Raw genomic sequence first — 13,141 nt, forward strand, 5'->3', positions numbered from 1 at the left:
CCGGGAGAATCAGACATTTAACAACTCCATGCCAGGAGAAAGTTGACGACAGAATAAATCCGGCGCTGTAGTCATTCGCTGATGTGGATCAGTTCATGGCGCGACAGCGTGAGAAAATTCTTGCTCGGGTCTCCTGGAGAGTGCCGACGACTTTGCTGCAAGCCTTGTGCGCTGGCACCTCCATGTACTTCTAGAGCAAACGCTCTGTTCGGCTCGCGAAATCTGAAGCTAGTCGTTTTTAGCGGTTTCGCAAATTTTTCACGTGTCATTCGACAGGGCGTCGCGAATTTGCGAGTTGCTCGACAATGTGAATATTGGCGGCCGTCGGCATATAGACAAATGCGTTATGAGTGCTATAGCTTTAATGGCGTTGATTAATAAACAAGCTGCAACATTTATATGCAGTGGCCGTTATGTTTCAGACAGGCGACAGGCGTGAGGGAGCTGCAGATGGGCGAACCGGGACATAAGCTTCGCCTGGGGGCGCTGATCGCCCTGGTGGTCGGTTCGATGATCGGCGGCGGGATCTTTTCATTGCCGCAGAACATGGCCGCCCGTGCCGATGTTGGCGCAGTACTGATCGGCTGGAGCATCACTGCGGTCGGCATGCTCGCGCTGGCCTTCGTGTTCCAGACCCTGGCCAACCGCAAGCCCGACCTGGACTCGGGCGTCTACGCCTACGCCAAGGCCGGCTTTGGTGACTACATGGGCTTCTCGTCAGCCTGGGGCTACTGGATCAGTGCCTGGCTGGGCAACGTCGGCTATTTCGTGCTGTTGTTCAGCACCCTGGGTTTCTACTTTCCCGTATTCGGTGAGGGCAATACGCCGATAGCCATCGGCTGCGCTTCGCTGTTGCTGTGGGCAGTGCATTTCCTGGTACTGCGTGGCATCAAGGAAGCGACCTTCATCAACCAGGTCACCACGGTGGCCAAGGTCGTACCGCTGCTGATCTTCATCGTCATCGCGGCCTTCGCCTTCCGCGCGGATATCTTCACCCGTGATATCTGGGGGCTGGGCAACCCGAAGTTCGGCAGCGTCCTGGAGCAGGTGCGCAACATGATGCTGGTGACGGTGTTCGTGTTCATCGGCATCGAGGGCGCCAGTGTCTATTCCGGGCGTGCGCTACACCGTTCGGATGTCGGCAAGGCCACGGTGATCGGCTTTCTCGGGGTGCTGGCGCTACTGGTGCTGGTCAACGTGCTGTCGCTGGGGGTGATGACCCAGCCTGAACTGGCGGGGTTGCAGAACCCGTCGCTGGCGTCGGTGCTGGAACATATCGTCGGGCCCTGGGGGGCGATGCTGATCAGTATCGGGTTGGCGGTTTCGTTGCTTGGGGCGCTGCTGTCATGGGCCTTGCTGTGTGCCGAGATTCTCTTCGCCACCGCTCGCGACAAGACAATGCCGCGTTTCCTGGCCAGGGAAAATGCCAATCATGTGCCGGCCAATGCACTGTGGCTGACCAACAGCATGATCCAGGGGTTCCTGCTGATCACCCTGTTCTCGGCTGGCACCTATACCAGCCTGATCTACCTGGCGTCGTCGATGATCCTGGTGCCGTACTTCTGGTCGGCGGCCTATGCCGTGCTGCTGGCCTGGCGGGGCGAGAGCTATGCCGGGCAGGCGGGGCTGCGGCGAAAGGATCTGGCCGTGGCGCTGCTGGCGCTGTTGTATGCGGTGTGGCTGTTGTATGCCGGGGGGCTCAAGTACCTGTTGCTGTCGGCCCTGCTCTATGCCCCGGGAGTGATCCTGTTCGCCCGGGCCAGGCACGAGCAGGGGCAGGCATTGTTCAGCCATTGGGAGAAGCTGATATTCGCGGCGGTACTGGTGGGCGCAGGGGTAGCGGCTTATGCGCTGTACTCGGGGGCGCTGAGTTTGTAAGTGGGTGGCGGTTGTTGCGGCCTCATCGCGGGACAAGTCGCAGCGGCGCACCGCTCCCACGCATGCTCACAAACTCGATGGGTCAGCCCCCTTTTGTGGGAGCGGGCTGGTCCCGCGATGAGGCCATAAATCGTCACCAACGCGCTTGAGCCGAACCCAGCTCGCAAGCCCCACGTGCCCAGTGCATCGACGCCTGCCCCACCTTCAACGGCCCCTTGATCCTTTGCGCGGGCCCCCAGGGCGTCTGCTCCAGATGCGGGTCGAGATCCTCGGGCGTTTCTGCTGCCAGGGGCAAGTCATCCGCCATCGTTCCATGCTCCACCAACAGCTTGGCGGTGCGAGCCAAGGACAGCCGTGCCCGGTAACCGGCGCCACGAGCCAGGCGCTGTTCCAGCCCGCGGATCGCCTCGGCTGCCATCAGGTACCCGGTTGCATGGTCCAGCGCCTGCACCGGCAAAGGCACAGGTCTGTCCGTTTGTTGCCAGCGCATGCCTTCGCGGGCGATGCCGCTGCTCATCTGCACCAGGCTGTCGAAGCCGCGGCGTGCTTGCCAGGGGCCGCTCCAGCCGTAGGCGTTGAGGCTTACATCGATCAGGCCTGGGTTGAGCTGGCGCCTGTGCTGCGCGCCAAAACCCAGATGCTCCAGTGCATCGGCGCGATAGCCATGCAGGAGAATGTCGGCCTCCCCCAGCAGCCGTTCGAACACCTCGCGGTCAGGCGTCGCACGCAGATCCAGGCGCGCACAGCGCTTGCCCAGGGTGACTTCGGCGACCACCGCCGGCTCATCCCAACCGAATGGGTCGATGCGCAGCACTTCGGCGCCGAAGGCGGCCAGCAAGCGGCTGGCGGTGGGGCCGGCGAGGATACGCGTCAGATCCAGCACCTTGATACCGGCCAGCGGACGTGTTTCACAGCCTTGCCAGGCCAATGGCGCTGCCGCGTCGAACTGCTCGCGCAGCACCAAGGGCTCCTTGTTCACGGCCTGCCCCTGCGGGTGTTCACACCATTGCGCCCAGCTGCGCATCTTCGCCGCACAGCCTCCGGCTTCGACCACGGCGCTTTCCAGCGCCTCACCGTCCCAGCGCAGGACCTGCGCCGCGACCGCCTGGCGATCGGCGGGGGTGCCCAGCACGCCGAGTGCGGCCTGACGATGATGGGGGGCGTTGGTGTGCAGGCGAATCCAGCCATCGCGGGTGGGATAGTCACCGGCGACGGCGTCCCACAGGGGAGGTGTCTGCCAGCCATGTGGGCGCAGGCTGGTGGCAAACCAGAACGAGGCCAGGCGCCGATCGATGCTGACCAGCGGGCAGTTGTCGGTCTGGCGCTGCAGCAGGCTGGCCAGTGCCAGCCCGGCAGCGGCCATGCTCGCGGCGGCCAGGTCGGTGACGGCAAACGTCGAGGGCAGCCCACCAACGCCGTGCCAGCGCAGGGCGGCGTGGTCGAGGTTAAGTTCACGGACGATGGTGTCGAGCAACTGGGGCATGCAGGATCCTCCTTGGTGGATCCCATTGCAGTACATCCCGCGCTGGGATGCAAATGCTCAGCGTTGCAGTTGGGCGGGCAGTGGCGCGGTGGGTTGTTCGGGGCGCGACCAGATCCACAGGTTGCCCAGGGTCATGCCGGCGATGGCAAGAAACACTGGCCAGTGGTGCTCGAGCATGGTGAGCATCAACCCTGCGCACAGCAGCATGCTGATGGTCGCGCTGACCTTGGCGCGGCGCTGGATCACCTTGCCGTTGCGCCAGTTCCACAGGATCGGTCCGAACAGCCGGTGGTTTTCCAGCCAGGCGGACAGGCGCGGTGAGCTGCGGGTCGCGGCCCAGGCGGCCAGGAGGATGAACTCGGTGGTGGGCAGGCCGGGAATGACGATGGCGACCAGACCTATCCCGAGGCTGACATAAGCCAGGATCGCATACAGCAGGCGGGACAGTCGGGAGCGGGCAAGTCGGGTCATGGTCTCACTGCAAAGCGGTCCGGCCACCCGAATGGTGGCCGGCAGGTGCGTCTCAGGCCAGCGCCGCATCCGTGGCGTAGGCGTGCTTGAGCAGCTCGGTGAAGCGCTCGAAGGCCGCGACGGCGCCACGCTCGGCGGCAGCGTCCTCTTCGGCCGACAGTTCCAGGCCGTCGAGGATGCGGGTGAACTGTTTCCAGCCCTCTGCACGACCACCGGCGGGCTCGCCCAGGTGACGGGCGCCGAAGCTGTCGGACAGGTCCAGGGCCACGGCACGCTTGATCAGGAACGCGGCGCCCAGTTTGGAGCCTTCGGAGACGAAGATCCAGCCCAGGGCTTCGCCCAGGCTTGGCTTGACCAGGGCGCCTGCGACCGGGGCCGGGACTTCGGTGTTCAGGTCGGCCAGGTCCAGGCGTGCCTGTTCGGCCCGGCAACGCTCGGCCAGGTCAGGGACGATGGCGATCAGTGCGGGGTCGGTGTACAGCGCCTGCAGTTCGGACTGGAACAGGTACTGGGCGACGACGAAGCGGGCGAAGCTCTCGCGGCTGTCGAACGGCGCGTGCGACTTGACCAGAGCGTCCAGCTCGGTGTGCGGTGCGTGAGTGACCTGGTTCAGGCGTTGCGAGCGCAGGGCGGCGCGCTCGGAGGTGTGGCGGGTCATGGGGGCATCCTTGGGAAATGGGGCTGTCTAGGTACAAGACGAAAGAGAAGACGCAGGACAGTAAAAAAACCTCACCTGGGAGTGGGAGGCATTTGTGTTCGGGAGGGGGGCGGAAGCGGCACAAGGCCGCCCCCGCGGGTACCGGGATCAGATATCCCAGACCACATTGATGGCGAAGTTGCGTCCCGGCATGGTCAGGCGGTCGAGGTTGGCCGGCTGGGTCACCGCCGCCTCGCCAAGGCCGTCGTAGCCGCGCACGTCATCCCACTGCCAGTATTTCTTGTCGGTGAGGTTGTAGAGACCTGCGTTGACGGTCACATCCTCGGTCACCTTGTAGAACCCGGTCAGGTCGAGCACCCCGTAGCCCGGCGTGCGGAACTGCGAGCTGGCGCCATCCGGGGCGAAGAAGGTGCTGTCGTCGACGCGGGTCTTGCGCTTGACCAGTGTCCAACTGAGCAGGCCGCCGTAGTTCTGCTGCTCGTAGCCCAGGCCCATCACCGCGGTCAGCGGGTTGACGCTGTTCAGCGGCTGGCCATTGTCGTCGTTGCGGCCATGGGCATAGGCCAGCGAGCCTTGGGTGTAGAGGCCTTGCGGCGCGCCGAAGTGATCGAGGTTCAGGCGGCCCTTGAACTCGGCACCCTTGATGGTCGCGTGCTTGATGTTGTTGGCCTGGAAGGTCGAGCCCAGGTTGGCGGACTGCACGGCGTCTTCGTTGATGAAGTCGCGGTACTTGTTGTAGAACACCGCCACGTCGAAATTGCCGGCCTCGAAGTTGCCGCGCAGGCCCGTCTCGTAGCTCTTGCTCTTTTCAGGCTCGAGGTTGGGGTTGGGTTCGACGCTGTAGCCCAGGGTCGGGTTGTCGAAGCGGCCGTACATGGCCTTTGCGGTCGGGGTACGGAAACCCTCGGCGTACTGGCCGTACCAGGTGTAGTTGTCGTTGAAGGCATAGGTGACGCCGAACTTGGGCGAGACGCGGTGCCATTTCTTGTCGCCGTCGTCGACGCTGGACGGCGCCGCGCCGGTGCCCTGGATGCCACGCAGGAATTCTGCGGTCATCTTCGGTTCCATGCGGGTGTAGTCGTAACGCGCACCTGGCAGGAAGGTCCAGTTGTTCCAGCGGATCTCATCCTGGGCGAACAGGCTGTAGGTGTTGATGGTCGGATCCGGGAAGTCGCTGACCAGCGCCTGGCTATCGCTCACGCTGTTCTGGCCGATGGCGCGGCAGGTGCCACCGATGTTCAGGCAGGTGCCGGTGCCGCTGCGCGAGCCGGTGACCTTCTCGTGCTTGAGGGTGGTGCCGTAGGTGAGCAGGTGATCGGTCTCACCGATGCTGAAGGCCTTGTCGAACTGACCATCGAACACCCATTGGCGATCCTTGTAGGTGGTCTGGCGATCACGGAACACCTGGCGACCGGAGGCGAAATAGAGTTCGTCGGTGCGCTGGTCGGTCTTGGCGATCTGGTAGTTGAGGCTCCACTTCACGTGGTCTGCGACCGGGCTGTCGAGGCCGAACTCGTGGTTGATACCGAAGCGCTCGCGGGTGACGGTGTCGTTGCCCTGGCGCATGCGATAGGAGTTCATGGCGCCGAAGCCAGGGATGAACGGGCCGCCCACCGCGCTGAGGATGTTCTGGTCGCGGTCGTCCTTGTAGTGCTCGTAGGTGAAGCCCAGGCGCGCGTCGTCAGCGTAGTTCCAGCCCAGCTTGGCCAGTACGTTGGTGGTGCGCACGTCTTCCGGGTTGGCTTCGGTGCGGCCAAGGCCGGTGCCGCCGTGGCCACCGTAGGATTCGGTCTCGTGGCCGTTGCGCTGGCTCAGGTGCAGCAGGCCGTCGAAGTCGCCCTGGCGGCCAGCGACGGTGGCGGAGGTCAGCCAGCTTTCGTCGGCCGAACTGTAGCCGGTCTTCAAGCGCGCGCCAACGTCCTTGCCAGGCTTGATGATGTCGTCCGGGTCGAGGGTGTAGTAGCTCACCGCGCCGCCGATGGCGTTGCTGCCGTACAGCACCGAGGCCGGACCACGCAGGATCTCGACGCGCTTGACGATCTCGGGGTCGACGTAGTTGCGCTGGGTCTGGGCGTACGGGCCGTAGAAGAAGCTGTCGGGGATCGATACGCCATCGACCTGGGTGAGGATTCGCTCTCCGTCGATGCCACGGATGTTGTAGCCGTTCAGGCCGCTGCGCTGGCCGACACCGCCAACCGAGACACCCGGCTCGTAGCGCACCAGTTGCTTGATGTCGTTGACGTTCTGGCGGTCCAGTTGCTCGCGGGTCTGCACACTGACGGTGCTCGGTACCTGGCTCACGTCCTGGGCGCTGCGGGTGGCGCTGACGGTCAGCTGTTGCAGGGCAATGGCGTTGCCTGCGGTCTGGCGCTCGAGCACGACGTTGCCGTTGCCGATCTTGCGAAAGCCCAGGCCTGTGCCGTGCAGCAGTTTCTGCAGTGCCGCTTCCGGCGCCAGTGCCCCTTGCACGCCCGGCGAAGCCACGCCCTCGGCCAAATCGGCGGAGAAGCCGACCTGCCAGCCGGTGATTTCACTGAACGCGTTGATCGCCGATACCAGTGGCTGTTGGGCGATGGCGAAGCGATAGTCGCCCATCCGCGGGCTGGCGGCCTGCGCCGGCTCTGCTGCCAGCGCCGGCAGGCTGCAGGCGCCGCTGGCCAGCAGGGCCAGGGTCAGCAGGGACAGTTGTCCCATGCGTCGGGAAGAGGGGGATGGGCGGGTTGGACCTGAGGACATCGGAAGCGCTCCCTGTCGCGCGAACTGTTATAGGTGAGTGCAGTTCTTGTTTTCGAACAAGAATCAATTGCATTGGCTATAACGAGACGGGCGTGGGATGGGAGTCGCGTAAAAATAATTTGCGGGAGCGGCGGTTCGGCGACCCCTTGGGCACAACTCAGTTGAGAATCACCACCGCCGGGTATTCGTGCAACTGCGCCGAGGTGATATGGGCCAGGGCTCGCAGGGTCTCCAGAGGCTGGTCCAGGCGGTAGTTGCCGGTAACGGCCACCTGTTCCAGATGGTCGTTGCGGTTGATGATCCAGCCCGGGTAGTAGCGGCGCAGTTCGGCGAGCACCTGGCTCAACGGGCAGTTCTCGAACACCAGGCGGCCATCGATCCAGGCCAGTTCCTTGTGCAGATCGGCGCGCTGGCGCTGACCGAAACCGTCTGGCCCGACGCTGATGCTGTCTCCGGCGCTCAGGCGGATGCGCTGGTCGCTGGCGGCCTGCAAGTCGACGTCGCCGCGCTGCACACGTACCTGCGCCTGGCCATCGAGGTAGCGTACGGCGAAGTTGGTGTCGCGCACCTGTGCACGCAAGGGGCCGGCCTGGACTTCAAGCGGTGGCTGGTTGCCGCCGGGCACTTCGAAATAGGCCTCGCCCTGCAACAGCCGTGCAACCTGGCGCCCGTCGCGCTGGTCACTGGCAAAGGCCGAGTTGGTATTGAGCAGCACCTTGGCGCCATCGTCCAGCTGCAGGCGCTGGCGTTCGCCGACCACGGTCAGGTGATCGGCCTGCAGGCGCACCGGCAGGTTGCCGAAGGTGAACAGCCCGACCAGCAGCACGGCCGCGGTGGCCAATGGTTTCCAGTGGCGGCGCAGGCGCCCGCGCAGCGAGGTGCGGCGCTGTTGGTGCAGATCGCCCGCCAGATGGCGCAGGGCGGCGCCATTCCACAGCGCCTCGGCTTCGACATAGGCTTCGGCGTTCTGTTCGGCAGCGCCCAGCCAGGCTTCGAAGTCCTGGGTGTCCTGCTCGGTGGGGCATTGCAGGCGGATCAACCAGTCCTGCGCTTCGTCCATGGCACGGGCGCGGGCATCTGGCTCGGCGGGCGATGGGCGAGGGGCAGGGTTGCTCACGGGGGATCCTTGCATGGCGTTTTTTGCAGATGATCGGCGCTGTGGACAGGCATGGCAAGAGCCAGCACCTGCCCAGGTGGCGAGCGGTCGCTCACTTGAGGCGGTCGGCTACACCCATGCAGATCGCCATGATCAGCTTCAGTTCCTTCTGTACGGTGCTGGCCGAGACCTGCAACTGCTCGGCGATTTCCAGGTAGCTGGCACCATGCAGGCGGCTGAGGATGAAGATGCGCTGCTGGCGTGCGGTGAGCTGGCCGAGGCTGACGCTCAGGCGCTTGAGCAGTTGCTCGGCATGCACCGCATCCTCGCTGTTGCCCAGCGGCGCGGCGACATTGTGCAGCACTTGCTCGGGCACGTCGTCGACCAGTGTGCGTGACTGCACGCGGCGCGCGCGCAAATGGTCGAGGGCAAGGTTGCGGGCGGTCTGGAACACGAAGGGTTCGAGGTGTTCGATAGGTCGCTCGCCCAGCGCACGGGTAACCCGCAGGTAGGTTTCCTGCAGCAGGTCTTCCGCCGTGCTGGGGTTGCCGACCATGCGCTGCAAGGTGCGCAGCAGGGTGAGGCGCTGGGTGAGGAAGACTGAGTTGAACCGGGACTGACTCACGGGGAAACCTGGCCGATGAGGGGTGAATGATAATGCTTATCATCCATGCGTCAGGTCAAGCAGAGAAATGTCATGAAGGGGTAAAGGTGGGGCCGCCAGGCAGCCCCAAGGCCTTTTCATTGTGCCCGGAACAGCGCCAGGCAGTTGTCCAGCATGCGGTTGGAGAAGCCCCACTCGTTGTCGTACCAGGCCAGCACCTTGAGCATGCGGCCGTTGGCGCGGGTGTGGTTGGCGTCGAAGATCGACGACAGCGGGTTGTGGTTGAAGTCGCACGACACCAGCGGCAGGCTGTTGTAGCCGAGCACGCGCGAATGGCGGCTGGCTTCGAGGAACAAGCGGTTGACCTCGTCGGCACTGGCTTCGCGCTTGAGGTTGACGGTCAGGTCGACCAGCGACACGTTGATCACCGGTACCCGTACCGCCATGCCGGTGAGCTTGCCGGCCAGTTCCGGCAGCACCAGGCCCACGGCTTCGGCGGCGCCAGTCTTGCTCGGGATCATCGATTGGGTGGCCGAGCGGGCCCGGTAGGGGTCGCTGTGGTAGACGTCGGTCAGCACCTGGTCGTTGGTGTAGGCGTGGATGGTGGTCATCAGCCCCTGCTCGATGCCGAACTCACGCTGCAGCACCTGGGCGATCGGCGCCAGGCAGTTGGTGGTGCACGAGGCGTTGGAGATGACTTGGTGCGAGGCGCGCAGCACGTCGTGGTTGACGCCATACACCACGGTAGCATCGGCGCCCTTGGCCGGCGCCGAGATGATCACCTTGCCGGCGCCAGCAGTGATATGGGCCGCCGCCTTGGCGCGGTCGGTGAACAGCCCGGTGCATTCGAACACCACATCGATGGCTTCGGCTTTCCAGGGCAGTTCGGCGGGGTTGCGGATGGCGCTGACGGCGATGCGATCGCCGTTGACCGTCAGGCTTTCATGATCGGCCTCGACGGTGGCATCGAAGGTGCCATGTACGCTGTCGTACTTGAGCAGGTGGGCATTCATCGCGCTGTCGCCCAGGTCGTTGATGGCGACGACCTGCAGGTCCTGGCGGTAGCCTTGGGTATAGAGTGCGCGCAGGACGTTGCGTCCGATGCGGCCGAATCCGTTGATCGCGATGCGAAGGGTCATTGGCATTACCTCTGGCAGTTCGGGTGAAGCCTGTGGCACAAAATGGGATGAGGCTTCACTGAAACGGTTTTGTTATTGGAATTACAAGATTATTCACTCCAAGATAGAAAACAAGCATTTTTAGTGGCAATATTTTGGTAAATCTACAACGAGTGATCGAGCCTTCCACGCCAACGACCTTTCCGGCCCCTGCCTTGAGCCTAGGTCGCAATCGTTTGGAGTGGAAATGCCGGTTCAGGTCGCCCTTACACATAGCCTGGAGTCCAGTACATGCATCCGCGCATCCTTGAGGTCACCGCAAGGCTGACCGAACGCAGCCGTGCCACCCGTGAACGCTACCTTGAGCTCATTCGCGGCGCGGCCAGCGACGGCCCGATGCGCGCCAGCCTGCAGTGTGCCAACTTCGCCCACGGCGTGGCCGGCTGCGGCAGCCAGGACAAGCACAGCCTGCGGATGATGAACGCCGCCAACGTAGCCATCGTCTCTGCCTACAACGACATGCTCTCGGCGCACCAGCCGTACCAGCACTTCCCCGAACAGATCAAACAGGCGCTGCGCGATATCGGCTCGGTCGGCCAGTTCGCCGGTGGCGTACCGGCCATGTGCGATGGCGTGACCCAGGGTGAACCTGGCATGGAGCTGGCGATCGCCAGCCGCGAAGTGATCGCCATGTCCACGGCCATCGCCCTGTCGCACAACATGTTCGATGCCGCGCTGATGCTGGGCATCTGCGACAAGATCGTGCCCGGCCTGATGATGGGTGCGTTGCGCTTCGGCCACCTGCCGACCATCTTCGTGCCTGGCGGGCCGATGCCTTCGGGCATCTCCAACAAGGAAAAGGCCGACGTGCGCCAGCGCTACGCCGAGGGCAAGGCCAGCCGCGAGGAGTTGCTGGAGTCGGAGATGAAGTCCTACCACAGCCCCGGCACCTGCACCTTCTATGGGACAGCCAACACCAACCAACTGGTGATGGAAGTCATGGGCCTGCACCTGCCGGGCGCCTCGTTCGTCAACCCCTACACCCCATTGCGCGATGCGCTGACCGCCGAGGCGGCGCAGCAGGTCACGCGCATGACCAAGGCCAGCGGCAGCTTCATGCCGTTGGGCGAGATCGTCGACGAGAAGGCGCTGGTCAACTCCATCGTCGCTCTGCACGCCACCGGCGGCTCGACCAACCACACCCTGCATATCCCGGCGATTGCCCAGGCTGCCGGGATCCAGCTGACCTGGCAGGACATGGCCGACCTCTCCGAGGTGGTGCCGACGCTGTCTCACGTCTATCCCAACGGCAAGGCCGACATCAACCACTTCCAGGCCGCAGGCGGCATGAGCTTCCTGATCCGCGAACTGCTCGACGCCGGGCTGCTGCACGAGGACGTCAATACCGTGGCCGGCCACGGTCTGCGCCGCTACACCCAGGAACCGTTCCTCGACGACGGCAAGCTGGTGTGGCGCGAAGGGCCGCAGCACAGCTTGGACGAAAGCATCCTGCGCCCGGTCGCCCGGCCATTCTCGGCCGAGGGCGGGTTGCGGGTGATGGAAGGCAACCTGGGGCGCGGGGTGATGAAAGTCTCCGCCGTGGCGCCGGAACACCAGGTGGTCGAGGCTCCGGCGCGAGTGTTCCACGATCAGCAGTCGCTGGCCGATGCCTTCAAGGCTGGCGAATTGGAGCGCGATTTCGTCGCCGTGGTGCGTTTCCAGGGCCCGCGCTGCAACGGCATGCCCGAGCTGCACAAGCTCACGCCGTTCCTCGGTGTGCTGCAGGACCGCGGCTACAAGGTCGCGCTGGTCACCGACGGACGCATGTCCGGTGCTTCGGGCAAGATACCGGCGGCGATCCACGTGTGCCCCGAAGCCTATGACGGCGGCCCGCTGGCACGGGTGCGCGATGGTGATATCGTGCGCGTCGACGGTGTCGAAGGCACGCTGCAACTGATGGTGTCGGCCGAGGAACTGGCCAGTCGCGATCAGCCTGATGCACCCCAGGGTAATGACCTGGGGTGCGGGCGCGAGCTGTTCGGCTTCATGCGCGTCGCGTTCAGCCCGGCAGAGCAGGGCGCCAGCGCCTTTACCTCTGCCCTGGAGCGTTTCAAATGAAGGCCTCGCTGGTCGGTGACATCGGCGGTACCAACGCCCGCTTTGCCCTGTGGCGTGACAATGACCTGCACGCGGTGCAGGTGCTGGCGACGGCGGACTATTCCAGCCCCGAGCAGGCTATCGAGGCTTACCTCAAGGACCAGGGCCTCGAACGTGGCGACGTCTCGGACGTGTGCCTGTCGGTGGCCGGCCCTGTCGATGGTGACGAATTTCGCTTCACCAACAATCACTGGCGCCTGAGCCGCTCGGCCTTCTGCAAGGTCCTGCAGGTCGAGCGCCTGTCGCTGATCAACGACTTTTCCGCCATGGCGCTGGGCATGACCCGCCTCAAGCCTGGCGAGTTCGTCGAGGTGTGCCCCGGCCAGGCGGACGCCGCGCGCCCGGCGCTGGTCATTGGTGCGGGTACCGGCCTTGGCGTCGGCACCTTGCTCAGCCTCGGTGAGCAGCACTGGATGGCGCTGCCGGGCGAGGGCGGGCATGTCGACCTGCCGGTGGGCAATGCCCGTGAGGCGGCGATCCACCAGCAGATCCACAGCCAGATCGGCCATGTCAGCGCCGAGACCGTGCTCAGTGGTGGTGGGCTGGTGCGGCTGTACCAGGCGATCTGTGCGCTGGATGGCGCTACACCCCGGCACAAGACCCCTGCGCAGATCACCGATGCTGCGCTGGGCGGCGAACCGCAGGCCCTGGCGGTGATCGAACAGTTCTCACGCTTTCTCGGGCGTGTAGCGGGTAACAATGTGCTGACCCTGGGCGCGCGCGGTGGGGTCTATATTGTTGGCGGTGTGGTGCCGCGCTTCGCCGAGCTGTTCCTGCGCAGCGGTTTCGCGACAAGCTTTGTCGACAAGGGCTGCATGAGCGGCTACTTCCCGGGTGTGCCGGTGTGGCTGGTGACGGCGGAGTTTTCCGGGTTGCTCGGAGCCGGTGTGGCCTTGCAGCAGATGCTGGACCACTGAAGGTCGGTTGTGCTGCCATTCGC

10 protein-coding genes are annotated in these 13,141 nt (G+C 64.5%); 3 read left to right on the plus strand and 7 right to left on the minus strand.

Annotated features, from left to right (window positions below):
- Nucleotides 1-450 precede the first annotated feature (450 nt).
- Nucleotides 451-1,878, plus strand: coding sequence for an arginine-ornithine antiporter (arcD, locus tag APH44_RS25345; protein WP_054895141.1), 1,428 nt, complete (start codon nucleotides 451-453; stop codon nucleotides 1,876-1,878).
- Between the two features lie 133 nt (nucleotides 1,879-2,011).
- Here arcD and APH44_RS25350 read toward each other — a convergent pair whose 3' ends face one another.
- From APH44_RS25350 to gap, 7 genes are all read right to left on the minus strand, one after another.
- Nucleotides 2,012-3,361 carry a CoA transferase gene (locus tag APH44_RS25350; RefSeq protein ID WP_054895142.1) on the minus strand — a complete coding sequence of 450 codons (1,350 nt, stop codon included), beginning with the start codon at nucleotides 3,359-3,361 and terminating at the stop codon, nucleotides 2,012-2,014.
- A gap of 57 nt (nucleotides 3,362-3,418) precedes the next feature.
- Nucleotides 3,419-3,832 (minus strand): YbaN family protein, encoded by a 414-nt coding sequence (locus APH44_RS25355; protein WP_054895168.1) that lies wholly within the window; start codon nucleotides 3,830-3,832, stop codon nucleotides 3,419-3,421.
- Between the two features lie 52 nt (nucleotides 3,833-3,884).
- Nucleotides 3,885-4,490, minus strand: a complete 606-nt coding sequence (locus APH44_RS25360) for a biliverdin-producing heme oxygenase (RefSeq protein WP_054895143.1) — start codon at nucleotides 4,488-4,490, stop codon at nucleotides 3,885-3,887.
- A 147-nt stretch (nucleotides 4,491-4,637) separates the two neighbouring features.
- Nucleotides 4,638-7,226, minus strand: coding sequence for a TonB-dependent receptor (locus APH44_RS25365; RefSeq protein ID WP_054895144.1), 2,589 nt, complete (start codon nucleotides 7,224-7,226; stop codon nucleotides 4,638-4,640).
- Between the two features lie 157 nt (nucleotides 7,227-7,383).
- The gene (locus APH44_RS25370) at nucleotides 7,384-8,286 is read right to left on the minus strand and encodes a FecR domain-containing protein (protein WP_231100319.1); all 903 of its coding nucleotides are present in this window, start codon (nucleotides 8,284-8,286) and stop codon (nucleotides 7,384-7,386) included.
- A gap of 148 nt (nucleotides 8,287-8,434) precedes the next feature.
- Nucleotides 8,435-8,947 (minus strand): RNA polymerase sigma factor, encoded by a 513-nt coding sequence (locus tag APH44_RS25375; protein ID WP_054895146.1) that lies wholly within the window; start codon nucleotides 8,945-8,947, stop codon nucleotides 8,435-8,437.
- 116 nt (nucleotides 8,948-9,063) lie between these two features.
- A complete protein-coding gene (gene gap / locus APH44_RS25380) occupies nucleotides 9,064-10,065 on the minus strand; it encodes a type I glyceraldehyde-3-phosphate dehydrogenase (protein ID WP_054895147.1) in 1,002 nt (333 codons plus the stop codon).
- A gap of 270 nt (nucleotides 10,066-10,335) precedes the next feature.
- Between gap and edd the strand changes: the two genes are divergently transcribed.
- On the plus strand, nucleotides 10,336-12,162 hold the full coding sequence (gene edd, locus APH44_RS25385; protein WP_054895148.1) for a phosphogluconate dehydratase: 1,827 nt from the start codon (nucleotides 10,336-10,338) through the stop codon (nucleotides 12,160-12,162).
- A complete protein-coding gene (locus tag APH44_RS25390) occupies nucleotides 12,159-13,118 on the plus strand; it encodes a glucokinase (RefSeq protein ID WP_054895149.1) in 960 nt (319 codons plus the stop codon). The genes edd and APH44_RS25390 overlap by 4 nt, the downstream gene beginning before the upstream one ends.
- Nucleotides 13,119-13,141 lie beyond the last annotated feature (23 nt).

This window comes from Pseudomonas sp. NBRC 111143, from assembly GCF_001320965.1.
GTDB classification, from domain to species: Bacteria; Pseudomonadota; Gammaproteobacteria; order Pseudomonadales; family Pseudomonadaceae; genus Aquipseudomonas; species Aquipseudomonas machongensis.

Bases quoted from the DNA above. Each gene is read 5' to 3' on its own strand.
- arcD (WP_054895141.1), top strand. From the start codon at position 451: ATGGGCGAACCGGGACATAAGCTTCGCCTGGGGGCGCTGATCGCCCTG.
- APH44_RS25350 (WP_054895142.1), bottom strand. From the start codon at position 3,361: ATGCCCCAGTTGCTCGACACCATCGTCCGTGAACTTAACCTCGACCAC.
- APH44_RS25355 (WP_054895168.1), bottom strand. From the start codon at position 3,832: ATGACCCGACTTGCCCGCTCCCGACTGTCCCGCCTGCTGTATGCGATC.
- APH44_RS25360 (WP_054895143.1), bottom strand. From the start codon at position 4,490: ATGACCCGCCACACCTCCGAGCGCGCCGCCCTGCGCTCGCAACGCCTG.
- APH44_RS25365 (WP_054895144.1), bottom strand. From the start codon at position 7,226: ATGTCCTCAGGTCCAACCCGCCCATCCCCCTCTTCCCGACGCATGGGA.
- APH44_RS25370 (WP_231100319.1), bottom strand. From the start codon at position 8,286: ATGGACGAAGCGCAGGACTGGTTGATCCGCCTGCAATGCCCCACCGAG.
- gap (WP_054895147.1), bottom strand. From the start codon at position 10,065: ATGACCCTTCGCATCGCGATCAACGGATTCGGCCGCATCGGACGCAAC.
- edd (WP_054895148.1), top strand. From the start codon at position 10,336: ATGCATCCGCGCATCCTTGAGGTCACCGCAAGGCTGACCGAACGCAGC.
- APH44_RS25390 (WP_054895149.1), top strand. From the start codon at position 12,159: ATGAAGGCCTCGCTGGTCGGTGACATCGGCGGTACCAACGCCCGCTTT.